Source organism: Aliiroseovarius salicola (assembly GCF_027891095.1).
Taxonomy (GTDB): Bacteria; Pseudomonadota; Alphaproteobacteria; order Rhodobacterales; family Rhodobacteraceae; genus Aliiroseovarius; species Aliiroseovarius salicola.
The window spans coordinates 285496-310533 of sequence record NZ_JAQIIO010000002.1 but is presented as its reverse complement, the minus strand read 5'-3'; the positions used below and the strand labels follow the sequence as shown (position 1 = coordinate 310533).

At 58.4% G+C, this 25038-nt stretch carries 26 protein-coding genes; 10 read left to right on the top strand and 16 right to left on the bottom strand.

Translation table 11 applies throughout. The annotated features are described in order from the left end of the window. The first annotated feature begins 130 nt into the window (after window positions 1–130). A complete protein-coding gene (locus tag O2N63_RS05185) occupies window positions 131–1549 on the top strand; it encodes an MATE family efflux transporter (RefSeq protein ID WP_271053169.1) in 1419 nt (472 codons plus the stop codon). Here O2N63_RS05185 and O2N63_RS05180 read toward each other — a convergent pair. Further along, entirely contained in the window at window positions 1529–2086 is a 558-nt protein-coding gene (locus O2N63_RS05180) for a gamma-glutamylcyclotransferase family protein (protein ID WP_271053168.1), read from the bottom strand. The two genes, O2N63_RS05185 and O2N63_RS05180, sit on opposite strands and share 21 nt — an antisense overlap. A 106-nt stretch (window positions 2087–2192) precedes the next feature. Here O2N63_RS05180 and gcvH point away from each other — a divergent pair, with 106 nt between their 5' ends. After that, the gene (gcvH, locus tag O2N63_RS05175; RefSeq protein ID WP_271053167.1) at window positions 2193–2552 is read left to right on the top strand and encodes a glycine cleavage system protein GcvH; all 360 of its coding nucleotides are present in this window, start codon (window positions 2193–2195) and stop codon (window positions 2550–2552) included. Between the two features lie 153 nt (window positions 2553–2705). Next, on the top strand, window positions 2706–3152 hold the full coding sequence (gene trxC, locus O2N63_RS05170) for a thioredoxin TrxC (RefSeq protein WP_271053166.1): 447 nt from the start codon (window positions 2706–2708) through the stop codon (window positions 3150–3152). 215 nt (window positions 3153–3367) lie between these two features. Here the strand turns inward: trxC and O2N63_RS05165 are convergent, their stop codons facing one another. The 6 genes from O2N63_RS05165 to O2N63_RS05140 form a co-directional block, all read right to left on the bottom strand. Further along, window positions 3368–3607, bottom strand: a complete 240-nt coding sequence (locus tag O2N63_RS05165; RefSeq protein WP_271053165.1) for a hypothetical protein — start codon at window positions 3605–3607, stop codon at window positions 3368–3370. 354 nt (window positions 3608–3961) lie between these two features. Beyond that, window positions 3962–4327 (bottom strand): GFA family protein, encoded by a 366-nt coding sequence (locus O2N63_RS05160; protein ID WP_271053164.1) that lies wholly within the window; start codon window positions 4325–4327, stop codon window positions 3962–3964. Between the two features lie 128 nt (window positions 4328–4455). Continuing rightward, complete coding sequence (locus O2N63_RS05155; protein WP_271053163.1) at window positions 4456–6969, bottom strand: GcvT family protein; 2514 nt, start codon at window positions 6967–6969, stop codon at window positions 4456–4458. 222 nt (window positions 6970–7191) lie between these two features. Continuing rightward, a complete protein-coding gene (locus tag O2N63_RS05150; RefSeq protein WP_271053162.1) occupies window positions 7192–7770 on the bottom strand; it encodes a hypothetical protein in 579 nt (192 codons plus the stop codon). 76 nt (window positions 7771–7846) lie between these two features. Next, on the bottom strand, window positions 7847–8356 hold the full coding sequence (locus O2N63_RS05145) for a hypothetical protein (RefSeq protein ID WP_271053161.1): 510 nt from the start codon (window positions 8354–8356) through the stop codon (window positions 7847–7849). Window positions 8357–8423: 67 nt separating this feature from the next. Then, window positions 8424–9410, bottom strand: coding sequence for a 2-hydroxyacid dehydrogenase (locus O2N63_RS05140; protein ID WP_271053160.1), 987 nt, complete (start codon window positions 9408–9410; stop codon window positions 8424–8426). A 140-nt stretch (window positions 9411–9550) separates the two neighbouring features. Between O2N63_RS05140 and O2N63_RS05135 the strand changes: the two genes are divergently transcribed. Genes O2N63_RS05135 through O2N63_RS05125 form a run of 3 tightly spaced genes read left to right on the top strand, consistent with a single transcriptional unit; the run spans window position 9551 to window position 12048 of the window. After that, on the top strand, window positions 9551–10087 hold the full coding sequence (locus tag O2N63_RS05135) for an SH3 domain-containing protein (RefSeq protein ID WP_271053159.1): 537 nt from the start codon (window positions 9551–9553) through the stop codon (window positions 10085–10087). After that, window positions 10088–11074 carry a capsular polysaccharide export protein, LipB/KpsS family gene (locus O2N63_RS05130; protein ID WP_271053158.1) on the top strand — a complete coding sequence of 329 codons (987 nt, stop codon included), beginning with the start codon at window positions 10088–10090 and terminating at the stop codon, window positions 11072–11074. 53 nt (window positions 11075–11127) lie between these two features. Next, window positions 11128–12048 (top strand): cation diffusion facilitator family transporter, encoded by a 921-nt coding sequence (locus O2N63_RS05125; RefSeq protein ID WP_271053157.1) that lies wholly within the window; start codon window positions 11128–11130, stop codon window positions 12046–12048. Window positions 12049–12142: 94 nt separating this feature from the next. Here the strand turns inward: O2N63_RS05125 and O2N63_RS05120 are convergent, their stop codons facing one another. The 8 genes from O2N63_RS05120 to O2N63_RS05085 form a co-directional block, all read right to left on the bottom strand. Beyond that, entirely contained in the window at window positions 12143–14161 is a 2019-nt protein-coding gene (locus tag O2N63_RS05120) for a M3 family metallopeptidase (protein ID WP_271053156.1), read from the bottom strand. Window positions 14162–14328: 167 nt separating this feature from the next. Next, window positions 14329–15129, bottom strand: a complete 801-nt coding sequence (locus O2N63_RS05115) for an amino acid ABC transporter permease (protein ID WP_271053361.1) — start codon at window positions 15127–15129, stop codon at window positions 14329–14331. 57 nt (window positions 15130–15186) lie between these two features. Further along, the gene (locus O2N63_RS05110; RefSeq protein WP_271053155.1) at window positions 15187–15975 is read right to left on the bottom strand and encodes a transporter substrate-binding domain-containing protein; all 789 of its coding nucleotides are present in this window, start codon (window positions 15973–15975) and stop codon (window positions 15187–15189) included. Between the two features lie 210 nt (window positions 15976–16185). Further along, window positions 16186–16677, bottom strand: a complete 492-nt coding sequence (locus tag O2N63_RS05105) for a GNAT family N-acetyltransferase (RefSeq protein WP_271053154.1) — start codon at window positions 16675–16677, stop codon at window positions 16186–16188. Continuing rightward, a complete protein-coding gene (moeB, locus tag O2N63_RS05100; protein WP_271053153.1) occupies window positions 16643–17683 on the bottom strand; it encodes a HesA/MoeB/ThiF family protein in 1041 nt (346 codons plus the stop codon). The genes O2N63_RS05105 and moeB overlap by 35 nt, the downstream gene beginning before the upstream one ends. Before the next feature lie 39 nt (window positions 17684–17722). Then, the gene (gene dut / locus O2N63_RS05095; protein WP_271053152.1) at window positions 17723–18193 is read right to left on the bottom strand and encodes a dUTP diphosphatase; all 471 of its coding nucleotides are present in this window, start codon (window positions 18191–18193) and stop codon (window positions 17723–17725) included. 51 nt (window positions 18194–18244) lie between these two features. Next, the gene (coaBC, locus tag O2N63_RS05090; protein WP_271053151.1) at window positions 18245–19444 is read right to left on the bottom strand and encodes a bifunctional phosphopantothenoylcysteine decarboxylase/phosphopantothenate--cysteine ligase CoaBC; all 1200 of its coding nucleotides are present in this window, start codon (window positions 19442–19444) and stop codon (window positions 18245–18247) included. Between the two features lie 90 nt (window positions 19445–19534). Next, on the bottom strand, window positions 19535–20314 hold the full coding sequence (locus tag O2N63_RS05085; protein WP_271053150.1) for a ChaN family lipoprotein: 780 nt from the start codon (window positions 20312–20314) through the stop codon (window positions 19535–19537). An 84-nt stretch (window positions 20315–20398) separates the two neighbouring features. On the opposite strand from O2N63_RS05085, the gene cobU reads away from it, so the two are divergent. From cobU to O2N63_RS05065, 4 genes are all read left to right on the top strand, one after another. Continuing rightward, a complete protein-coding gene (gene cobU / locus O2N63_RS05080) occupies window positions 20399–20941 on the top strand; it encodes a bifunctional adenosylcobinamide kinase/adenosylcobinamide-phosphate guanylyltransferase (RefSeq protein WP_271053149.1) in 543 nt (180 codons plus the stop codon). Between the two features lie 2 nt (window positions 20942–20943). After that, entirely contained in the window at window positions 20944–21516 is a 573-nt protein-coding gene (locus tag O2N63_RS05075) for a histidine phosphatase family protein (RefSeq protein WP_271053360.1), read from the top strand. 57 nt (window positions 21517–21573) lie between these two features. Then, a complete protein-coding gene (locus O2N63_RS05070) occupies window positions 21574–22452 on the top strand; it encodes a glutathione S-transferase (RefSeq protein ID WP_271053148.1) in 879 nt (292 codons plus the stop codon). A 159-nt stretch (window positions 22453–22611) separates the two neighbouring features. Next, window positions 22612–24126, top strand: coding sequence for a YifB family Mg chelatase-like AAA ATPase (locus O2N63_RS05065; RefSeq protein WP_271053147.1), 1515 nt, complete (start codon window positions 22612–22614; stop codon window positions 24124–24126). Here the strand turns inward: O2N63_RS05065 and O2N63_RS05060 are convergent. Continuing rightward, window positions 24096–25037, bottom strand: a complete 942-nt coding sequence (locus tag O2N63_RS05060; RefSeq protein ID WP_271053146.1) for an alpha/beta hydrolase — start codon at window positions 25035–25037, stop codon at window positions 24096–24098. The genes O2N63_RS05065 and O2N63_RS05060 overlap by 31 nt on opposite strands. Window position 25038 lies beyond the last annotated feature (1 nt).

Below are 25038 nucleotides of genomic sequence, written 5' to 3'. Positions count from 1 at the left end.
TAGCACAAAACAAGCAATGAAGGTGGAAGGCGTATTGCCAATGCAGGCTCGCACATCCCCTGTGCACCCTCCCCACTGGCGCATCCCCCTTTAATCCTGCAAGCTGGTAGATGCGTGACAGGAGGTCCGAATGGCGAGTGATGTGGACAAGGCGGATGAGGGCGAAAACCCACAAGCGAAGTTTCTGACCGGCAGCCTGATGCGCCATATCACGATGATGGCGCTGACCTCTTCCGTAGGGCTGATGGCGATTTTTCTGGTCGACCTTGTGGACATGATCTTCATTTCATGGCTGGGGCGGGATGAATTGGCCGCCGCCGTGGGGTACGCAGGCGCGATCCTGTTTTTCACCTCATCCTTCGGCATCGGCATGTCGATTGCGGCGGGGGCTTTGGTCGCGCGCGCGTTGGGGGAAGGTGACCCACGCAAGGCGCGCAGGCGGGCGGCCACCGCCACGCTTTATGGTGCGGTATTAGGTGCGGTCTTTGCGGCGATTGTCTTTGTCTATATCCGCCCGCTCGCGGCCCTTCTGGGGGCCTCGGGCGTTACACTTGATCTGGCCGAGCACTATCTGCAGATCATCCTGCCCTCGCTACCAATACTGATCATTGCCATGGTTGGAGGGGCTATTTTGCGCGCCCATGGGGATGCGCGTCGGGCGATGATGGCGACCATTGCAGGTGGAGCGGTGAACGCGGTGCTTGATCCAATCCTGATCTTCGGTCTGAACCTCGACCTGACTGGCGCCGCCATGGCGTCGGTGGCGGCTCGGATCACCATTGCCATTATGTCGATCTGGCCGATTTATGCCCATCACAACGGGCTCGACAAACCCACCCGCGCTGAATTCCGGGTGGATTTCCCTGAACTCATGACCATTGCGATCCCGGCAATCCTGACCCAATTCGCCACCCCCATCGGGCAAGCCTATGTGACCCGATCGATGTCGAGTTTTGGTGAGGACGCGGTGGCTGGCATGGCCATCACCGGCCGCCTGGTGCCTGTGGCCTTTGGCGTGATCTTTGCCCTTTCCGGGGCCATCGGGCCGATCATTGGCCAGAACTATGGTGCAGGAAAGATGGATCGGGTGCGGCAGGCGTTTCGCGAAGGGATGATCTTTACCGCAGTGGTGACGGTCGTGGTTGCCACCATCCTCTTCATCTTCCGCGCCCCAATTGCCGATCTGTTCAATGCGCAGGGCATCGCACGCGAGCTGGTGTACCTCTTCTGCGGACCTCTGGCGCTGATGTGGTTCTTCAATGGGGCAATATTTGTGACCAATGCGGGCTTTAACAATCTGGGCCATCCGTTCCGGTCCACCATGATCAACTGGGGCCGACAGACCGTGGGCACCGTGCCGTTTGTGCTGATTGGTGCGCAGCTTTGGGGCGCACCGGGTGTGATGATCGGCTGGGCCTTCGGCGGGTTGGTATTTGCGGTGATTGCGCTGATTTTGTTCCAACGAATGCTGAACCGCGAAAGCTGTACCGTGGCGACCGGATTTACCCGACAGAGGCGCCAGCTCGCCCTATTCAATTTCCGCCGATAGATCTTTCAACCAGCCATCCACGAGGTCTTTTTCTTCGTCAGACGTGGCCTGCGCCCGAGGGTAGATCGGAGCCGCCCGATCGTTTTTGATCGGCGCGTGCCAACCATCTGTGGTCTCAAAGAAATGATCCACACCCGACCGGCCAAACACGTCCAGATAGCCCTGCACCACCACGTCGAGATAGGACATCAGAACCGGATTTTGCCGCGTTGGGTCAGCATGGGCACCGGGCTTGATGGCATAAACTGCCAGATCCACCTCCCCCGCCTGATGGGAAACATTTCCGTTCAGGGGAACCCGCGCATAGGCCCGTTCACGGTGGTCCAGTGCCTCCCAGTCCGCACCGGGCACCGAAGCAATCAGCCCGTCAATCTCGCTTTCATCACAAGGCACAGCGGTCAGGTAACAGACCGCCCGCAAAGGCGAGGCCCGCCACGCCCGCCGCCACCCCGATAGCCGGGCGGGTTGCGCGTTTTCATAGGCGTGGGTGCGCCGGTTCACCAGCGAGCCATATCCAAAGAAAAACGGATCCTTCATTTCGCCAAACTGCCGGGAGAGCAGATAAAATGCAAGATTGATCCGGGGGATTGCCAGAACCGGCCATCAGCGCTAGCAAATAGAAAACACTCAGGAGATCCAGGCGATGAAATACACCGAAGAACATGAATGGCTGCGCGAAGAAGACGGACTGATGGTGGTAGGGATCACCAAACACGCCGCCGAACAGCTGGGCGATGTGGTTTTTGTGGAACTGCCCGAAGAAGGAGACACCGTATCGAAAGACGACGAGATTGTCGTGATCGAAAGCGTTAAGGCTGCATCGGACATCCTCGCCCCGCTCGATGGTGAGATTGTCGAGGTAAACGCAGCCCTCGCCGACAATCCCGGCGCAGTGAATGACGACCCGGAAGGTGAGGCGTGGTTCTTCAAGCTGAAAGTGTCCGACATGTCCCCGATGGACGATTACATGGACGAAGCCGGATACAAGACATTCATCGGTTGACCCGGCATTCCGAACGCGAATCTGACCCGTGCGACACCGTTCGTGCGGGTCATTCTTTTAATGGACCTCTTGCGCGTTCATCAGCTCCCTGCCACTTGAACCGTGAGCGGATCGCACTACATATGCGACTAACGGAATATATGGAGTGCCCCCATGGCCAGAGCCCTGAAAATGACCTGTCTGCAATGCAGTGCAGTCAATCGAGTGCCCGAAGACAAACTGGGCGCAGGTCCCAAATGTGGCACATGCGGTGCAAAACTGAATGACGGTAAGGTAAGGGCGTTGGACCCGGCCACGCTGGCCAAGGCGATGAAAAACGATGACGTGCCGTTGCTTATTGATTTCTGGGCACCATGGTGCGGCCCTTGCCGCATGATGGCCCCGGCCTTTGAGCAAGCAGCGAAAGCACTTGGTCCACAGGCACGATTGGCGAAAATCAACACCGAGGATCATCCGAACGTATCACAGAAGTTTGGCATCCGCGGCATCCCCGCGCTGATCCTGTTTCAGGGCGGTCGCGAGGTGAAGCGACAGGCGGGCGCTATCCCCGCCCCGGCGATTGAGCAATTGGTTCGCAAAAGCGCCAAGTTGCCAGCCTAGGCTCCCTGCTGGCAACTCATTCTGCACGTAAGAAAGACTGAAGGGAACCGGGACTTCACTTAGCCGGACAGACAGGCCAAATGCCCCACCATGTTTTTGGGGGGACAGGGTGCTTGCCTCAATTATATTCACATAGTTCAATTGGCAGTCAGTGCGAGGGATATGCCTCACACCATGTCCTTACCTGAGAACTCCGGTGCAATATTGAAAAGACCTTATTGCTCCGGCGGATATCCGAGTAGGGGCAGGATAAACAGTTTCAGAACGGGCCAGAAGAGTGTGAGTAAAACGGCTGGCACGAACAGGATCACAAAGAAGAAATCCAGAAAGCCCATTCCCTTTTCCTTGTCCCCGATCTTTATGTATTGATCTGCAAGTATCAGCCCGAATGCCACCCCGATCATGACCTTGAAGACCATCCAGTCGCCTTCCAGAAACAACTTCAGAATTTCCATTTGATATTGTGTCAATTCAACCATCGCCCAATTCACCTCCTGCAGTTAAAATCCACTTTTTTTGCCGTTATGGGCTTTAGCCTAAGGCAAGAAATGGCTTTGAAGCAATAATTTACATAACAGACAGGGGAGGCACTGATGGTGAATAGCTGTCTGGTACTGGAATTTTCCAGTCCACGCGTTTGTTCTGAACCGTTCCCGCAACGCGACAATCACCCGGAATAGATTACCAATCTTGGATGCTCTCAACGGTGATACGGAGTGTCGCCGGGATGGAAAACCGCATGATCCCAGCGTTGGGGTCGAGACACGAGGCGACCGTCAGATCGCGCCATGACCTATCCCCTGCACAGGTCAGTCAAAAAATTCCCAACTGTCCGCGCCATCGAAATGGCGAATACGCAGCCCCTCCAGATCTGCCGGATCTGCCATATTCAGGTTCACCGCAAACCGATCAAGATCCGTGTTTTCACCCGGTCCCCAATGGGTCACGCAGCCGCAGGTCTTGCAGCTGTGAAAGGCGATATCGTGATCACCCCAGCTATAGCTCGTCACATGATCCTGCCCAGACAGGATCTGCCCCTCATTGGGAGGGCAATGGGCCCATGTGGCTGCATAGCGGCGGCAGATCGAGCAATTGCAGCGCACCGCAAATTTCGGGCGGCTGACCTCAAATGTGACGGAGCCGCAGTGGCAGGCCCCTTTGATTGTGTCGGACATGAACCCTCCTGCTTGATCGTGGATACCCACCACGATTGCAGACGGTGTCCGGCATGACAAGCGACCTTGCCAATAAGAAAAGCCCCGGCACGAGGACCGGGGCTTTCCTGTTCACGAGTGACCTCGAATTACGCGCCTTCGGCGTTCTTGCGGATCGTTTCGTTTTTCGGATCATAGGGGCTGTCGACAGTGACTTCGGCGTCCCATAGGTTACCCATGATCTTGACCTTGAGCTTCTGGCCCGGAACAGCAAGCTCCGACGGCAGGTACCCCATGCCGATCGATTTCTCGAAGGCGACCGAGTAACCACCCGACGTCAGGCGGCCCACTTTCTGACCATCCAGGAACAGCGCCTCGCGGCCCCACGGATCGGCGTCATCCGGTCCGTCGATGAGCAGTGTGCAGCACTTGACGCGCACGCCCTTTTCAACCATCGCCTCTTTACCGTGGAAATCTTTCTCGAGATCGATAAAGCGCGGCAGGTCAGCCTCAGCCGGGGTCGCATCGCGGCCCAGTTCGGTGCCGAACGCACGATAGCTCTTTTCCTGACGCAGCCAGTTCTGGGCGCGGGCACCCACCAGCTTCATGCCATGTTTCTCACCGGCTTTCTCAAGCAGATCAAAGAGATAGTTCTGCATCTCGATCGGGTGGTGAAGTTCCCAACCCAGTTCGCCGGTGTAAGCCACACGGATCGCATTGACTGGGCACATACCCAGTTCGATCTGCTTGGCCGAGAGCCACGGGAAGCGTTTGTTGGTCAGCGCGGTGGCCGGATCGGCGTCCACGATGATTTCGTTCAGCACGTCACGCGACTTGGGCCCGGCGATGGCAAAAACGCCCCACTGGGTGGTCACATCCTGGATCTCGATGTAACCGAACTCTTCCATCTTGTCTTCTGCGGCTTTGCGCAGGAAGTCGGCGTCATATTCGGTCCAGGCACCAGCGGAAACGAGGTAGTAGTTGTTCTCGCCATTGCGCACGATGGTGTATTCGGTGCGGGTGGTGCCAGCAGAGGTCAGCGCGTAGGTCAGGTTGATGCGACCAACCTTCGGCAGCTTGTTACAGGTAAACCAGTCAAGGAACTGGGTGGCACCCGGGCCTTTGACCACATGTTTGGTGAAGGCGGTGGCGTCGATAAGGCCCACACCTTCGCGGATCGCCTTGGCTTCTTCCACAGCGTATTTCCACCACTCACCACGGCGGAACGAACGGCTTTCTTCGTCGAAGTTTTCCGGGGCGTTCAGCGGACCATAGTAGTTCGGGCGTTCCCAGCCGTTGACCCAGCCAAATTGCGCGCCGCGCTCTTTCTGACGGTCATAGGCGGGCGAGCAGCGCAGCGGGCGGGCCGCCGGGCGTTCTTCGTCCGGGTGGTGCAGGATGTAGACATGCTCGTAGCATTCTTCGTTCTTGCGCGCGGCAAACTCGGTGGTCATCCAGTTCGACGAATACCGCTTGGGGTCAAGCGACGCCATGTCGATCTCGGCCTCACCGTCGACCATCATCTGGGCGAGGTAATAGCCGGTTCCGCCCGCAGCGGTGATCCCGAACGAGAAGCCTTCAGCCAGCCACATGTTGCGCAGACCCGGTGCCGGGCCCACCAGCGGGTTGCCGTCGGGGGTGTAGCAGATCGGACCGTTGAAGTCGTCTTTCAGACCGCTTTCGGCACAGGACGGCACGCGTTCTGCCATCGCCATGTACTGATCGGCGATCCGGTCCAGATCCAGCGGAAACAGGTCGGCACGGAAGCTGTCCGGTACGCCATGTTCAAAGCGGGCCGGGGCACCGCGCTCATAGATGCCGAGGATCCAGCCGCCACGCTCTTCACGGGCATAGCTCTCGTTGTCGGCGTCGCGCACGACCGGGTGCTCCGGGTTGCCAGCTTCGCGCCATTTCACCAGCTCGGGGTCTTTGTCCATGACGATGAAGGTGTGCTCCACCGGGATGGCGGGCATCTTGATGCCCAGCATCTTAGCGGTGCGCTGTGCGTGGTTGCCCGATGCGGTCACAACGTGCTCGGCGGTGATCACCACCTTCTCGTCGCTCTCAACGAGGTTGCCACCCTTCTCGACCATCTTGGTGCAGGTCACTTCCCAATGGGTACCGTTCCAGTGGAAGTCATCAGCCTGCATCTTGCGCACGATCTCAACGCCACGCTGACGGGCGCCCTTGGCCATGGCCTGTGTCACGTCGGCGGGGTTAATGTAACCGTCTTCGGTGTGATAAAGCGCGCCTTTGAGGTCGGAGGTTTCGATCAGCGGCCAGCGTTCCTTGATCTGATCCGGGGTCAGGAATTCATAGTTGATGCCCACGGTGTCAGCGGTCGAGGCATAAAGCTGGTATTCGTCCATCCGCTCGTCGGTCTGCGCCATACGCAGGTTGCCGACCACGGCAAAACCGGCATTCAGCCCGGTTTCGGCCTCAAGCCCCTTGTAGAACTTGACCGAATAGTCGTGGATGTGGGTGGTGGCATAGCTCATGTTGAAGAGCGGCAGCAGGCCAGCGGCGTGCCAGGTCGAGCCGGAGGTCAGCTCGTCACGCTCAACCAGCATGACATCATCCCAGCCCGCTTTGGCCAAGTGATAGGCGATCGAAGTGCCAACGGCACCCCCACCAACGACAAGCGCTTTGACTTGAGTTTTCATGGACGACTCCCTTTGGGAAAAACAGTTGGCGTATTTGTGGAGGAATTACGGGGAAATCTCAAAGTCTGGCCGACCGAATATTGGGGAAAAGCGACATGAAGGGGTATCAGTTTGGTCGAATTCGTATGACCGGGTAAAAAAAGGGGCGCTGCCCCTCGGCCTGACGGCCTCACCCCGAGGTATTTTTGGCAAGAAAAAATGCGATTGCCCCACTGAGGCAGTTCACGGGCCGAGATTTTGCACAACCGGCAGCGCTGGACCAATCAAGTCAGCCAATTCCTCCAGCTTCGGGTGATGTGGCACAAGGAATGTGTAGCAGAGGTAATCTTCAATGATGGTGGCCTGCGCCTCGAAGTTGAAGGCGAGGAACTCTGATTGACCCTTGTCAGCCCAGAAATAGGGATCATCCGTGCGCAGGGTTTCGGCACCTGAACGAAGGGTTGTATATCCCGTATGGGTGCGATTTTGGGATTGCCAGACATGGACCAGCTCATGTGTCATCAGAAGCGATTGCGCCATGGGCAGGCTGTCAGGCCATCCGTCAAACATGTCGGGTCGGTAATTGGCACGAGACAGAAACACCTGATTGCCGAGGACAAACCCAGCCGGATATTGCCAGCCCCGGCCGGGTTCATTGGCGCGGTCGCAGATCGTGTCGGGCGGTGTCCAGTCCGGCGGCGGCAGGGCGTCACCCCCGCGCGCATCGGATGGTGCTTTCTGCGGCAACGGAGCGATCCCCAGCCCCACATGCACGCGCACCGGATCGGGATCGAGACTGTCACCGAAGATTGCCTGCGCCATTTCCCGTTCATTTGGAGTCAGCGGGCGGGAACAGCCGGCAGCAAGGCTGATCAAACAGGCGACAAGAAGAACAGGCTTACATCTGACGCCGAGCATGGCGCACCTTTCGTCCCATGATCACCAGCCCCACCAGCAGCCCGAAGCCCCCCGCAAGATAGGAGGTATTGTGTAGCATCGCCGCGCGGCCAAACCCAATTGGATCGAGGGCATTTTCGGGCACTGGGATATACGCCATCGGCGGATCCACCAGAAGGCTGAGCATCCCGAGGCCGAAGGTCAGCCCCACCACAATCAACGCCACCTGCACAAAGCCACGCCAGCCCTCGTGCCGGTCCGGGATACCAAAGGACAGAAAGGCAATCGGCAGGCCAATCACCACCCCCATCCACCAGCTGGCCCACCAGCCCACCAGCGCCGCGCCGATGCGGGGTGGAAAATAGTCAGGGATGCGGAATTGCCGGAATTTGAATGTGTGAAAATAGTCAGGGCCAACAGTATAGCTGATCTGGTTGTGTACCATGCCATAGCCTCCGGCGAGTAGGCAGGCCAGCCCCAGCATTGGCACCAGTTGGAACAGTCTCATCATAGGTTAGACCTAGCCGATTGACCGGACAAAAAAAAGGGGGCGTTCTGCCCCCTTTTCCGTCAAGAGATTACAGCATCCCCGGTACAACCTGATCTGGTGGGCGGTGCCCATCTTCGAAGGTTTTGATGTTGAGAAGGACTTTCTCGCCCATCTCAAGCCGCCCCTCAACGGTGGCCGACGCCATATGTGGCAGTGACACAACGTTGGGCAGCTCACGCAGGCGCGGATTGATTTCCTTGCCGTTTTCGTAAACATCCAGACCCGCACCAGAGATTTCCCCGGCCCGCAGCATTCGCGTCAATGCGTTTTCATCCACCACTTCGCCGCGCGAGGTGTTCACAATCACCGCATCCGGTTTCAACAACTTCAAACGACGTGCGTTCATCAGGTGGAAGGTTGACGGCGTATGCGGGCAGTTGATGGAAATCACGTCCATCCGCGATACCATCTGATCCAGGCTCTCCCAATAGGTCGCATCATATTTACCTTCGATATCCGGGTGCAGGCGCCTGCGGTTGTGGTAGTGGATCTGCATCCCAAACGCCCTGGCCCGTTCGGCCACGGCCTGCCCTACGCGCCCCATGCCGATGATCCCGACCCGACGCCCCTGGATCCGATGCCCTAAAAGAGCGGTTGGTGACCAGCCGGCCCAGCTTCCGCCATCCATTTCACGAATGCCTTCCGGAATGCGGCGCGTGACGGCCAGAATCAATGCAATTGTCATGTCAGCGGTGTCATCAGCTGACACGCCGGGGGTGTTGGACACCAACACGCCTCGCTGACGGGCCGATGCAACGTCGATATGGTCCACCCCAGCGCCATAGTTGGCGATCAGTTTCAGGCGATCACCGGCCCCCGCCAGCATATTCGCGTCAATTTGATCGTTAATGGTGGGCACAAGGACGTCGCAACCCTTCATCGCCGCAGTCAATTCTGCCCGCGACATTGGGGCATCGCTTTCGCGCAGCTTGACGTCAAAAAGTTCTTTCATCCGGGTCTCTACAACCTCGGGCAACCGTCGCGTGACAACAACACTCAGACGTTCAGCACCCATCGCGGTACTCCCTTTCACTTCCCTTTTACGCATCTCCCTGCCAAAGTGCCTGCAAATGAGGTGAGGCACAAGCAGCTAAGGTGACGCATGCGCAATAATATTGCGCAGGGCGGGGGCTGCAATAGACAAAAAGAACTCTTATGCGATTTTTTGCTGGTTTACTCCTAGCGGTCTGGTCCATATCCGGGGCTCTGTCGGGAAGCGTTTTATGGGCTGCGGACGGAACTGGTGAAACAGCCGGTATCTCGGCGCGGGGCAAGGTTACCAACCTGCCTATTCCACGGTTCGTTTCGCTGAAAACAAGCGAAGGCAACGTGCGGCGTGGCCCATCGCTGCGGCACCGTATCGACTGGGTATTCAAACACCGCGGCATGCCACTGGAAGTGGTGGGAGAATTTGGCCATTGGCGACAGGTGCAAGACCGCGATGGCGTTGGGGGCTGGGTGCATTATTCCCTTTTGTCGGGGGTGCGCAATGCGATCATCGACATTGACCTGACCCCGCTTTACACCCGCGCGGATGACAACTCGCAGGTCAATGCCTATCTGGAAACCGGGGTGATTGCGCGCATTGAGAAATGTGGCCCGATATGGTGCCGTCTTCAGGCCGATGGCATTCGGGGCTGGACCACCAAACCCAACCTCTGGGGTGTGCGCACGGACGAGGTGATCGAGTAGATGGAAGCGCTGACAAGCCCTCGTAAGGCCCGCGCCACCGGAGACCGTCGCGTTGTCTTTCACGCAGATGACCATTGGCTTGCCTCCATTGCGACCAAGGAACACCCGATCTTTGACCAGATCAAAGCGGCCCTGAAGAAGGAATCCATTCCAACCCAACTGGTTAAGCTGGACAGCCGCGCATCGGAACCCGTTTGGGAAGACCCGGACGCGGCCCATATCCTGTTGGGCAGCCCAGCCCGGTTCGGCCCCCGTATCCTACACCTGTGGCGTGCTCCGATCTGGGGATTCTGGCATATTGATGAAGTCGGTGCAGGATGGCAATCCTCACTGCGCCTGAGCGAGTTTGACGGATCGAATATCGACAAGGGACGGGCAGAGTATTTCTTCAATGGCGTGACCGGCTATATGCTGCGCGAAAATGTATCTGTGCAGATCCAGGAAGCGCGGATGCATGGCAGCCTGCAAGGAGCCAAGGCGACTATCTTTTGCCAACCCGCAAGCGATCTGGACCGGCAAAGTCACTACCTGTCCACCGAAGATATGATCCGCCTGACCGCCGAATTTGATCCCAAGGCACTGGTTTATGTGAAACTAGATCCCGAGCAGGGCAAGGATGAGCGACGCCGGATCATGGCCGTCACGCAGGACTATCAGAATCTGCGGATCACCGAGGCGTCAACCCACGACCTGATCGAAGCGTCTGACCTGGTGGTGACCCACAACGCCATTCAGGGATTTGAAGCCCTGATGCAGAAATGCCCGGTGATCTGCTGCGCCAAATCCCCCTATTGGCAAGCGGCGCTGACCGCCAAAAAACCCGCAGATCTGAAAGAGGCGCTCGAATTTGGCACGCTGGCCATGCTGGATTTCGAGTATGAGAAATACTTTTACTGGACCCTCGTGCGTCATGGGTTTGAACCCGCCAAGGAAGTGTTTGAAAAACGTTTCCTGACGCGCTTTTACGACAAAGTGATGTGGCGCTGATCCCTATCTGGCTGTGGCTTGTCAGGAAGGGCGCAACAAGATAGCTCAGGATCATGACTTCAAACACCACACGCATGAACCTTTCCGCCGGATTGGCCTCGGCCAGCGTCGCGATCACACTGGTGGCGCTGAAGCTCTGGGCCTTGGGGGAAACCAACGCCCTGTCGGTGGCCGCTTCGCTTGCAGATTCGGCGATGGACCTGATGGTGTCATTGGGGGCATTGGCGGCCATCTGGTACGCCGCTCGTCCTGCGGATGAGGATCACACATTCGGACATACAGCCGCCGAAGACCTTGCAGCTCTTGGACAGTCGCTTTTTATCCTCGTCTCGGCGGGCATTATCGCATGGGCCGCCGTAGTGCGATTGATGTCCGGAGAGCCCGCTCCGATCCTGTCACACCAAAAAGGTATGGTGGTGATGGGGGTGTCAATTGCGCTCACCATCGCGCTTGTCCTGTGGCAACGCCATGTCGCCAAACGCACGGGATCCGCGGTGGTTAAGGCCGACAGCCTGCATTACCTCGGCGACCTCATCCCCAATATCGGAGCCATCCTGTCGCTTTGGGCGGCGGATCTGTTTGCCATGGAAAGCATCGACAGCGTGGTGGCAATCGGGGCGGCCATCCTGCTGGCAGTTGGCGCCATCCGTATTTTCAAAACCGCCTGGGATGGTTTGATGGATCGCGCAGCCCCAGACGAGATGATCCGTGGCATTGAAGAGATTGCCCGCACACATCCCGGCGTGCATGGGTTTCACGACCTGAAAACCCGCCGCTCCGGCTCGGTCATTTTCGTGAACATGCATGTGGAGTTGGATGGCAGCCAGTCGTTGGACGAGGCCCACTCCATTGGGGCCAGCCTGCGCCGCGCTATCCTGCGCGCCTATCCGATGAGCGACGTGATGCTGCACAAAGATCCGGTGGGTGTGACTCCGCACCCGGAAGATCCGTCACGCGGGCCCCACCGCCGTTAAATGGAACAGATACGGGGGCGCCACCCACGCCCCGCTTTTTGCGCTCATCGTAATTCCGGAGTGAATGACACGGAGGACAAATCGCCCTGACCATTCACGCCAACCCACGCCCTTTCAAAAGCGCTTCAACGCCGGGCATCTTGCCCCGAAACGCCAGATAGAGGTCCTTCGCCTCGACCGACCCACCCCGCGACAGGATGTTTGTTTCGAGCTTGTCGGCCGTCGCGGCATCAAATGCCCCACCGGCCTCTTTGAACGCGTCAAACGCGTCCGCATCCATCACCTCGGACCACATGTAGCTGTAATATCCCGAGCTGTAGCCGTCGCCCGAGAACACATGCGCAAAATGTGGCGTCGCGTGACGCATGCGGATTGCATTGGGCATCCCGATGCGCGTCAGCGTCTTGGCCTGTGCCGCCATCGGATCGGCAGGTGCTGCGCCATCGTGAAAATCCAGATCAACAAGGGCAGAGGCCGTATATTCGACCGTCTGGAACCCGGTATTATAGGTATTTGCCGCCAACAGACGTTTCAGCAAATCAGCCGGGATCACCTCACCCGTTTCGGCATGAGTGGCAAATCGTTCCAGCACCTCAGGCACTTCGAGCCAATGCTCATAAAGCTGGCTGGGCAGTTCAACAAAATCGCGCGCCACCGACGTGCCCGACAGGCTTTCATAGGTCACATCCGACAGGATGTGGTGCAGCGCATGGCCAAACTCGTGAAACAGGGTGCGCGCGTCATCCCAGCTGAGAAGTGCAGGCTGGCCATCTGCGGGTTTCGCGAAATTGCACACATTGGTGACGATCGGGCGAATATCCCCGGCCAGTTTCTGCTGGCTGCGCATCGCCCCACACCAGGCGCCGGAGCGTTTTGATCCCCGGGCAAAAAAGTCTGCGACAAACACCGCCATCAAGCGCCCGCCCCGGGTGATTTCCCAAGCCCGCGCATCCTCGTGATAAAGCGGCACGTCCATCTCGGAAAACTCCAACCCAAACAGTCGGTTGGCGCAGTCAAACGCGGCCTCGATCATGCGTTCAAGCTGGAAATAGGGTTTTAGCTCGGCCTCGTCGAGGTCATGCTCTTCTTTGCGGCGCGCCTCGGAATAGTAGTGCCAGTCCCAAGGCTCCAGCGCCCCATTGAACCCGTCTGCATGCAGCCGCTCGGTCAGCACCTCTTCATCCGCCAAGGCCGCGGTACGGGCTGGCTCCCAAACCGCCATCAGCATTTCGCGCACCGAAGCGGGCGCACCCGCCATTTCGGTTTCCAGTTTGAAAGCAGCAAAGCTGTCATATCCCAAAAGCCGGGCACGTTCCTCCCGCAAGGCCAAGGTCTCAGCCGCAATTGGCCGGTTGTCCACCTCACCCTCTCCTTCACCGCGCGCAGACCACGCTGCATAGGCACGCTCACGCAGATCACGACGCGGAGAAAAAGCCAGAAACGGCGTGATCAGTGACCGCGAGGTGGTGATGATCGGACCATTGGCCCCCTTTTCTTTTCCCGCCGCTCTTGCCGCTGCAACAACAAAGTCGGGCAGCCCTTCCAGATCCTCCTCCGACAATTCCATGAACCAATCGCGCTCTGCGGCCAACAGATTCTGGGTGAACTCGGTGCCCAGAACCGAAAGCCGTTGCATGATCTCTTTCAGTCGGTCCGCAGCTTCCCCTTCAAGCTGTGCACCTGACCGGACAAAACCACGACGGGTCAGCTTCAGAACCCGGTTCTGCTCCTCATCCAACCCCAACTCATCGCGCCGCCCCCAAAGGTCTTCGATACGCGCAAACAGCGCCTTGTTGGACGAAACTTCCGATCCGAACGCCGCCAGTTGCGGACCAAACACCCGCATCAGTTCTTCGCGCTTTTCGGTACTGTCTGCACTGGCCACCGAATAAAACACCCCAAGAACTCGGTTCAACGCCTCTTCGGTCCGCTCCAAAGCTTCGATCGTGTTGGCAAAAGTAGGAGCCCCTCCGGCCTCTGCGATCGCAGCAACATTAGCCCGAGCCTCAGAAAGCGTCACATCAAAAGCCGGTTCAAAATGCGCGTCTTCGATCAGGTCAAACGGGGGCAAGCCATGGGGCGTTTTCCAGGCTGCAAGCAATGGGTTGGTCATGCGGCTCTCCTTTGCCATGAAGCTACGAGCGAAGCGGCGAAACTTCCACCCTCACGTCTACATTTTCTGGTCATAAATATCCTGGGGGTCCGGGGGTGAAACCCCCGAAGCTCACGCAGTGAGCCACCGACAGCGCGCCAGTAGCGTTAGCTTCGGCGCCCACCGGTCTACCGCTCAACCTCGCCTTTTGCGCGCAACCTCTTCTCCAACCGCCTCAGGCCCAGCGACAAGCTCACCGTCATCATCAGATAGACAAATGCCACCACATTATAGGTCTCGAAATAACGGAAATTTCCAGCCGCCGTGACCTTGCCCAGTTGGGTAATATCGGCAACCCCCAATACCGATACCAGCGAACTGTCCTTTACCATCGCCACAAAATCATTGCCCAAAGGGGGCAGGATCATGCGAAAGGCCTGTGGCCAGATGATATGGCGAAATCGGTGCCAGCCATTCAGGCCCAGCGCCTTGGCCGCCTCAATCTGTCCTTCATCCACCGCCTGAATCCCTGCACGAAACACTTCGGCTATGAAGGCAGAATAGCCGATGGTAAGCGCAACAATCGCGCGCCACAGCAGCGAAAACTCGCGCGTGCGGATAGGGTCTAGCCCAGCAAGGTCCCCCACCCAATTGCGTGCCGCCACCAACGCCGGGGCAAAGACAAAGGCCACGTAGAGCAGCAGCACAATGATCGGAATGCCGCGAATAATTTCGATGTAAAACCGCGACAGCTGACGCAGGATCTGAAAGCGTGACAGGGATGCCACCGCCAACCCCAATCCAATCACACAGGCAGAGGCAAACCCCACAAGTGTGACAAAGATCGTAATCCCGATGCCTTTGCCCAACGTGCGCAGCACCTGCAGATAGATGTCATCTATAATGATGCGATAGAGGAAAAGCCCAGCCAGCCCAACGGCAAACACCAGCCACCAGGGGAAGTCATCATCCTGCTTAGGGGTTGGCATCATGGGTGATATTCACCTTCAAAAGAAAGGGGGGCCGAAGCCCCCGTTCCGTGTAGCTTACTGGCCGATTTTGTAATCAAGGAACCATTTCTTGTTCAAGGCATCAATCGTGCCGTCCGCTTTCATCGCCGCAATCGCCGCGTTCATCGGCGCCACGAGGTCCGACCCTTTCGGGAAGATAAATCCGAAATCTTCGGTGCCGAGCGTGTCTCCGATGATTTTCAGCCCGCCATTGGACGCCTCGACATAACCGTTCGCGGCGGTACTGTCCGACAAGACCAAATCCACATCCCCTGTGCGCAGCGCCTGCACGGTGGCCCCGAAGGTTTCAAACAGCTTGATGCGAGGGTTGGCTTCATCCCCATCCAGCACATCATAAACCCCCACGTAAAACGGCGTGGTGCCCGGCTGCGCTGCCATCAACAGGTCATCTCCTGCAGCAAAGCTTTTGGCGTCGGTAAACCGGTCTTCCTCACTGCGCACGATCATCATCATCTCAGACCGCATATAGGCGTCTGAAAAATCCACCTTCTCTGCCCGGTCTTCGCGAATGGTGATGCCGGTCATGCCCAGATCAAACTGACCTTCCGACACGGCCGGGATCATCGCATCCCAGGAAATGTTGTCATACTCCACAGTGATGTTGATGCGTTTCGCAATATCTGCCATCGCATCATATTCCCACCCAATGGCATCGCCGGATTTGGGGTCAACAAATTGCAGCGGCGGATAGGCGTTCTCCGTCACGACAACCACGGTTTTTCCACTCAGATCGGGAAGGTCAGCGGCGATTGAGGTGTTGGCAAAAAGCACCAGAGCGGCAGCGGTAAGGGCAAGAAACTTCATGACATTCTCCACAGCTAGAGATGGTTTTGAAATAATTTTATCTTGCCGAGACTAGGGCCAGCGGGTCTTGTTTGACAAGCCCTGACACGTCAAACGCGAAGAGCTGCACTGCACGACGCGAGGCATGGGGGGCTTTGATGCCCGGATTGCATCTGTTCTTCGGGCGAACCAGACCCCGGGATATTTTTGACCAGAAAATGAGAAATGTATTCAATCCAGATCGCAACGCAAAAGCATCATCTGGCAGCCATCCAGATCAGTGACACTGATTTTACGAAACCCCGCTTTCTCAAGGATATGGCGTGACGCCGGATTGTCATCGAGCACACAGGCCTCCAGCGCCCAAAGGCCCAGGGCGCGTGCCCGATCAAGTCCCAGCGCGACGGCACAACTTGCCACACCCTGCCCCACATGGCGCTCTCCTATCCGGTAGCCGAGCAGCCCCACTCCTCCGTCCACTCCGGTGATGTTCAGCCGCCCCAAGATTGCACCATCACGCTTGATCAGGAACATCGGCTCCCCTTCCGCCACCTGATCACGGATGATCCGGGTGAGCGATGTGAGTTCCCAATAGCTATCCGGGCGCGGACCGACCCATTTCTCAAACCAAGCGCGGTTTCCGACCTCGAACGCAAACAAATCAGGCGCGTCCGCTTCTGACAAAGGGTCAAGTGTGATGGGCGTCACAGGTCTCACATCCATCGCGTTTGGAAATGCGGATCATCCGGGTTTCGGCATACATGGCATCGTAGATCATCATCCGCCCGCGCAGCCCCTCTCCTGCGCCGGTGATTTCCTTGATCGCCTCCACCGCCATCATCGACCCGATCACGCCGGGCAGCGGGCCGACCACACCGGCTTCGGAACAACTGGGGGCAAGCCCCGGAGCGGGGGCTTCGGGAAAGATGCATTGGTAGCAAGGGCCACCCGAGGCAGGGTCAAAGGTCGAGATCTGCCCTTCCCATTGGCTGAGTGCCCCACTGATCACCGGTTTGCCCAGCTTGGCAGCAACCCGGTTCACCAGATAGCGTGTCTCGAAATTGTCCGAGCCTTCCAGAACCAGATCGAAATCACCAATCAGATCTTCGGCGATCTCTTCGGTCAGACGGCGATTGAACGGCAAGACCTCAATGGCCGGGTTCTGGGCGCGCATGAACGCTTCGGCGGAAAAGACCTTGGGCGTCCCGATATCCACATCGCGATGGACCACCTGTCGCTGCAGGTTGGAATTGTCGACCACGTCGTCATCAATAACACCGATGGTACCAACACCCGCTGCAGCCAGATACATCAGCGCAGGCGACCCCAGCCCGCCGGCCCCAACCACAAGCACACGTGCCTGTTTCAGCGCGACCTGTCCAGGGCCACCAATTTCGCGTAACACAATGTGACGCGCATAGCGGTCAAGTTCCGTATCCGAAAATGGACCCTCCTGTTCAGCATCCGGTGCCTTGGGCGCGCGGGATTTGATCCAACGGACAGCACCACCATAACCTCCGGCCAGCGCCACAACACCAAGACCAACGGCCCAGCTGGTGAAACTGCCACCAAGTGTCAGCACCAGAGTATTGTCCGGGGGCAACACAAGATGGGTTAGCAAGACAACCGTCGCCAGTAGGGCTGTCATCACCCAACGCCGTGGCACCGAAAGCCCGACATAGGCACCGCCCAGCCAAATCAGTGCTGCACAGAATAGAACCCAGCTCATCTTGTTCTCCGCCTAATTTTTCGGCCTAAAGCCCGACGATCACCCTTGACCCGTCGATCCGAAACCACCTGTCCCGCGTTTGGTGTCCGACAGGTCATCAACCACCGCGTATTGCGCCTGTAAAACCGGCGCAATCACCGCCTGCGCAATGCGATCTCCGTGGCCTATCACAAAGTCGCTGTCTCCGTAATTGATCAAGATCACACCCAGCGGCCCGCGATAATCGCTGTCAATCGTGCCCGGGGTATTTGGCAGCGAGATCCCATGTTTGATCGCCAAACCGGATCGAGGGCGCAATTGCATTTCAAACCCCAAAGGGATTTCAACTCGGATCCCGGTAGGGACGATCATCCGCGCCATCGGGGAAAGCACCAGCCCCGCATCCCGATCCTCCGGCTTCAGATTGGCACGAATATCCGCCCCCGCCGCGCCTGCGGTTTCATAAGATGGCAGTGCGACCTCACGATCCGCCCACTCTTCCCACAGCACCTTGATGACAGGTTGGCCCATCCGCGCGCCCTCTTCCTCTTGCCAAAAATATCCTCGCCGAAGGCAATAAAGTCACTTTTCCAACGCCGCGGCAATCCGTGCAGCCAATGCGCGTGCGACTTCATCCTTGCTCATCCGTGGCCAGTCCTCGGCGCCATCTTCCGAAATCAAAGTGACCGCGTTTTCCGCGCCCCCCATGATGCCTGTGTCCGGGCTCACATCATTGGCGACAATCCAGTCGCACCCTTTGCGCTTTCGCTTGGTGGTGGCATTGGCAATCACGTCATCGGTCTCCGCGGCAAACCCCACCACCAATGCGGGGCGCCCCTTGCCCATCTGACTGACCATTTTCAGAATGTCGGGGTTTTCGGAAAACTCCAGCACCGGGAGCGAGCCTTTGCCGTCTTTCTTGATCTTGCTGTCGCTGGCAGATGCCACGCGCCAATCGGCCACGGCCGCGGCAAACACACCGGCATCAGCAGGCAGCGCATTTTCCACGGCATCCAACATCTCAAGCGCGGATTGCACCTTCACCACATGCACACCTTCAGGCGGCGGCACATCTGCCGGTCCAGTCACAAAAGTCACCTCTGCACCCAATGCAGACAGCGCCCTGGCAATCGCAGTGCCCTGCGCCCCCGACGAGCGGTTGGCGATATAGCGCACCGGATCAATTGGCTCATGTGTAGGCCCAGACGTCACCAACACATGTTTGCCTTTCAAAGGGCCGTCTTTCAGTGCGGCTTCGACTGCGGCGACAATCTCCAACGGCTCTGACATTCGTCCCGGGCCGTATTCACCGCAGGCCATGTCGCCTTCGTTCGGACCAACAAAAAGGACGCCATCACCTTTAAGTGTCGCCACATTACGCTGGCAGGCAGGGTGCTCCCACATCCGCACATTCATCGCGGGCGCCACAAGGACCCGCTTGTCCGTTGCCATCAGAAGTGTCGAGGCAAGGTCGTTTGCCAACCCACCGGCCATCTTGCCCAGCAAGTCAGCGGTTGCTGGGGCCACCACCACCAAATCTGCGGAACGGCTCAGTTCAATATGGCCCATCTCAGCCTCATCGGTGAGGTCGAAAAGCTCGGTATAGACCTTGCGGGCAGCAAGACCGGAAGCAGACAATGGTGTGACAAACTCCTGCCCGGCCTTGGTGATCACGGGCGTCACCTCAGCGCCCCGCTCGCGCAGGCGCCTGATCAGGTCAAGCGATTTGAACGCAGCGATTCCGCCACCGATGATCAGAAGGATATGTTTGCCTGCCAGCATGGCGTCACCTTTTATGGGTTCTGATCCCCTTGGAAGGGGACGTTCCACAAAGTGTTAAGCCCTTGAGCCCGCAGGTTCAATGGTCAGCGCCTATTCCGAAGGTTTACCAAATTCCAGACAGGGATCCGGGCGGTCAACCGCAGGGGCATCCAACACCTGATCGAATCCGCCGTCTGGCATGCCCCCATCTTCCCCCTGCCCGAGGCTGAAGACGGTGAGATCTGGACGCACACGGCCAATATAGCTCGGCACACCCCAATCCCTGCGCGCATGCCCATTGCCCGTGATCACCACCACCGGCCCACCGGTTTCGTCAATGGCATCAATAGCGGCCTTGGCAAGCGTCGCATCGCGCAGGCGCTGGATTTCAATCATCCCGCCCAACGCCTCACGCGGCATAGCCTCGCAATGTGCACCAAACTGCAGGTCCAGCCGCGCAGCCTCCTGCTCTTCCGGCAAGGGATCAGTGAGCCCATAAGCCAAGGCATCCCCATCAAAATGCGCCTCTATCCCTTCTGAGTACACCATCCGGGCCACGTCACGGGGTACGGCAGCCCCAAATAGCGGCGCGTCCTCAGCAGTAAAGATCGGCAAGTACATATCATAATCCGGCCAGCCCGAAGCGTTCCAGATGTGACGATAGGCTTCTGGATCTTTGGCCAGTTGCGCCGCCTGTTCAGGCGTCAGCATTTCGGCAACAATCGCTGCCGGACGGATCGATTTCACCATTACAGTTTGATTGGCGTGATGGGCCGGGTTGTCGTGCACTTCGCCAAGGATCACCACATCCGCGGCCTGCATCACTTTGTCATCATCCTGTGCAAACGCCAAACCGGGAACCGCGACAAGCAACGGAAATATGAAACGCATGACCCACCTCAATGAAATCGCCCGACAACCGGGAAGCGTCGCATCTTGGCTAGCCCCCCGCCGGTCGGAATGGTATCTGGGGGCATGACGATCACACTCCCCTCTCTGACTTTGGTATTGGGTGGCGCCGCCTCGGGCAAGTCACACTATGCGGAGCATCTTGTCGCGGCCACATCGCGGCCGATGGTTTATATCGCCACCGCGCAAGCCTTTGATGGCGAGATGGAAGCGAAAATCGCCAAACATCAGGACCGACGCGGCGCGGGGTGGCGTACAATTGAAGCCCCCGACGATGTGGCACCCGCATTAGCGGAGGCATGCGCGGAAGAAGTTGTACTGTTTGACTGCGCCACCATGTGGCTGTCGAACCAGCTCTCTGCCGACGCTGACCTTCAAAAATCAGAGACTGCGCTTTTCGATGCTCTGGCCGCCTGCCTCGCCCCCGTGGTCATGGTCTCAAACGAGGTCGGCGCCGGGATCGTTCCTGAAAACCGGCTCGCTCGCCAGTTCCGTCAAGCACAGGGAGAGCTTAACCAACGGCTCGCCGCGCGCGCCGATCTGGTAGTCACGGTGATGGCCGGGCTGCCATTAGCCCTCAAAGGCGCGCTTCCCGAGGGTGTGATATGAGCGTGACCTCCTGGTGGTGGGTGCGCCACGGGCCGACGCACGCCAAGAACATGGTGGGATGGCGCGATCTGCCGGCAGACCTATCTGACACTGCCACGCTCGCGCGCTTGTCTGATCACCTACCCCAAGACGCCGCCGTGATCTCCTCCGACCTGATCCGCTCAGTCGACACGGCCACTGCCATTCAAGGTCCGCGCCTGCGTCTGCCCCATGACACCGACCTGCGTGAATTTGATTTCGGCCTGTGGGACGGGATGCATTGGAGCAACATGTCCGCCCGCGACCCAGAGCACGCGCGCCTCTTCTGGGAAGAGCCGGGAGATATCGAAGCCCCTGAGGGGGAAAGCTGGAACCAGCTCGCAGCCCGTGTGGGGCAAGTGGTCGAGCGGCTCAATGGCCAACATCGTGACATCGTTGCCGTGGCCCATTTTGGCGTGATCCTGACCCAGATCGCCATGGCCGGGAAAATGACACCCTATCAGGCGCTTGGCCACGAGATCGACAATCTCTCTGTCACACGTCTCGATTGGGACGGAAGGGATTGGTCGGTGCAGTCAATCAATCACCTGCCCTGATGAACTCCTTCACAGATTAACATTTGCCAGAACAATACCTCGCCATAGGATACCCCTATGACCTATGATCTTTTTATTGGTGATCGCACCTTTTCCAGCTGGTCGCTGCGCGGCTGGCTCATGTTTGAGAAATTCGACCTTCCCGTAAACACAACACGGGTGGGACTGTATTCCGGAACGCTCAAGGAAGATCTTGAGCCACTCGCCCCTGCCCGATTTGTGCCGGTGATGCGCAGCCCGGATGGCACCGTGGTGGGCGACACGCTCGCAATGGCCGAGACCTTACATGAACGTCACCCGGATGCAGGCCTCTGGCCCAAAGACCCCTCCGCCCGCGCGCTTGCCCGCTGGCTGGTCGCCGAAATGCATTCCGGGTTTGGCGCGCTGCGCGACGACTGCCCGATGCAGCTCTTGGGTACAGTGGCGGATTTCGTCGTGTCTGACGAGGTCAAGACAGACCTTGCGCGGATCGAAGAACTTTGGTCTCTGGCACGCACCCGCCATGGCGAAGATGGTCCCTGGCTCTTTGGTACCTATTCTCTGGCAGATGTCTTTTTCGCCCCGGTTGCTGCCCGGATCGCCGGGTTCGGCCTGTCGGTCAGCCTCGAGGCACAAGCCTATGTCGACCTGCACCTTCATGATCTCGCCTTCCGCCGCTGGCGCGCGCTGGGCCTGACCATCTCCTATGACCCCGTGCCCTATATCGAAGGACGCACGCTCACAGATTGGCCCGGCCCTACACCGCGGCCCACAACACCCTGTGGCGGTCTTTCAATCAACACCACCTGCCCCTATTCCGGAGATCCGGTGACGGATTTCCTTGAAATGGACGGGAGGGTATGGGGCTTTTGTAACCCGACCTGCCGCGACAAGACCGTGAATGACCCAGAAGCCTGGCCTGCCTTCTTGCAAATGGTCGTGGCGCACACTGGCTGACCCCACCTTTTTTCTTGCCTCAAATACCTTGGGGTGAATTGGCTCCGATGAAAATCGGGGCCAAGAGGGGCAACGCCCCTTGCCCAACAATGCGGCGTTAACCAATTCTTCACCAAGATTACGATAGCTTGGCACCAACGATAACAGGGTTGGAAAATCATGGTCGCCCACGCCTATACCGTCGCCTTTGAAGGCATCCGCGCACGCCCCGTGGAAGTGCAATGTGCGCTCACCCCCGGCCTGCCCGGCTTCGCCATTGTCGGTCTGCCGGACAAAGCGGTGTCAGAAGCCAAGGAACGGGTGCGCGCGGCCCTTGCAGCACTTTCCATCGCGCTTCCAGCCCAAAAAGTCACCATCAACCTGTCCCCTGCCGATCTGCCCAAGATCGGATCACATTTCGACCTGCCCATCGCGCTTGCGCTCCTTGCCGCCATCGACATCCTACCGAAAGAGGATGTGGCCGGAACAATTTCGCTGGGAGAACTGTCTCTGGATGGCGAGCTGCTTCCCGTCATTGGCGCTCTGCCCGCCGCCATGGCCGCAGCCGAAGAAAACCGGGCACTCATCTGCCCCCGCGCCTGCGGACCGGAAGCCGCTTGGGTGGGCGCCGCAAAAGTGTTGGCACCGGCCACTCTGGCGGCCCTTATTCAGCATTTCACCGGCCAATCCCCCCTTTCCCCCGCAGATCCCGGCACAGTAGATACACCGGTAGGAGGCAAAGACCTGCGTGACGTGCGCGGTCAGGCCCGGGCCAAGCGCGCCTTGGAAATCGCCGCCGCCGGGCGACATCATATGATGATGGTGGGCAGCCCCGGGTCAGGGAAATCCATGCTCGCCGCCCGGCTGCCGTCGATCCTGCCACCGCTCTCTCCAACCGAAGCCCTCGAAACCTCGATGGTGCAATCGCTTGCTGGTGTCCTGGAAGAAGGCGGCATTTCCCGCACCCGTCCGTTTCGCGAACCCCATCACACTGCGTCCATGGCGGCGATCGTCGGCGGAGGGCGCGGGGCTGGTCCGGGTGAGGTCAGCCTCGCCCATAACGGCGTGCTGTTTCTGGATGAACTGCCTGAGTTCAACCGTCAGACACTCGAAACCCTGCGACAACCGATTGAGACAGGTGAGGTCATGATCGCCCGCGCCAATGCCCATATCACCTATCCCTGTAAATTCCTGCTGATCGCTGCGGCAAACCCCTGCAAATGCGGGCATCTCGGGGATGCGAGCATGGCCTGCCCGAAAGCGCCCGGCTGTGGAGACGCCTATCTGGGGCGGCTCTCCGGCCCGCTTCTTGATCGGTTTGATTTGCGCGTGGATGTCCCCCGCGTTGAAATGCGGGACCTTGATTTGCCCCCCGACGGCGACAGCTCTGCCATCGTGGCAAACCGGGTGATGCGCGCACGCGAGATGCAGACGGACCGATACAAAGGACACCATCAGGTTCGGGTCAATGCCGACATTGAAGGAGATCTTTTGACAAGTGTGGCCACACCTGATGCCGAAGGCCGCGCCCTTTTGATCAAGGCCGCCGACCGGTTTGGCCTGTCGGCACGTGGTTATCACCGCATTCTTCGTGTGGCGCGTACCATCGCCGACTTGGAAGGGTCCGATCAGGTGGCGCGCCACCACGTCGCAGAAGCGGCCAGCTATCGCCTTTCCATCGCATCCACGTCCTGAACAAATTTCGCAACCCGACGCAGCGCTTCTTTCGCTTCCGGCAGCAAACGCGAAAAGAACACCCAGACATGCGGTGTGTCCGCCCAAAGATCCACTGTGACTTCCGCACCAGCCGCGCGGAGTTTCTCCGCCAGACGCAGACTGTCATCCCGCAAAATCTCGGTGTTGGACACTTGTAAAAAAACCGGAGGGAGCGGCGCAGAGAATGGCGCAAATAAGGGAGAAATCCGGGGATCTTCCGGCGCGTGACCGGAGAGGATCCACGTCGCAACCTCATCGCGCATTTCCGCCGGCAACATCGGATCCAGTTCGACATTCTCGCTCATGGACAGTCCTGAGAATGTCGCATCTGTGAAAGGCGAGAAGGCGAAAACACTATGAGGAACCATATTTTGCGCGTTGAGATGTGCGAGAAGTGCAAATGCCAGTCCGCCGCCAGCACTGTCTCCACCAATGACGATCTGACCCGGTGCATATCCGTCTTCCAATAATCCCTCATATGCAGCAACCACATCATCAAACGCGGCCGGAAAGGGATGCTCTGGCGCTTTGCGATAATTTGGCGCACAGACTTTCATCTGAGTGAGGCGCGCGAGGCGCGCAAGAAGATGCGTGTAATCCTGCGGTGAACCTGCCACATAGCCGCCCCCATGCAGATACAGCATAACCCTGTCCGGGTGAGGCGGGTGGGTGTCTTCGCGATTGACCACCCATTGACACGGAATTGATCCGAGATTTCCCTCGCGGATGCGAGTTTGAGGCGGGGGGCGAAACAGCACCCCAAATCCGGCGCCGACCGCGACCCCCAGCCCCAATCCCCGACGCGCCAGCTTTGGATCTCCGATCCGTGTGAGCGCGGGTTTAATAACCCTGCGCGAGAACCGATTGAACCAGATGAGACGACGGCTCATT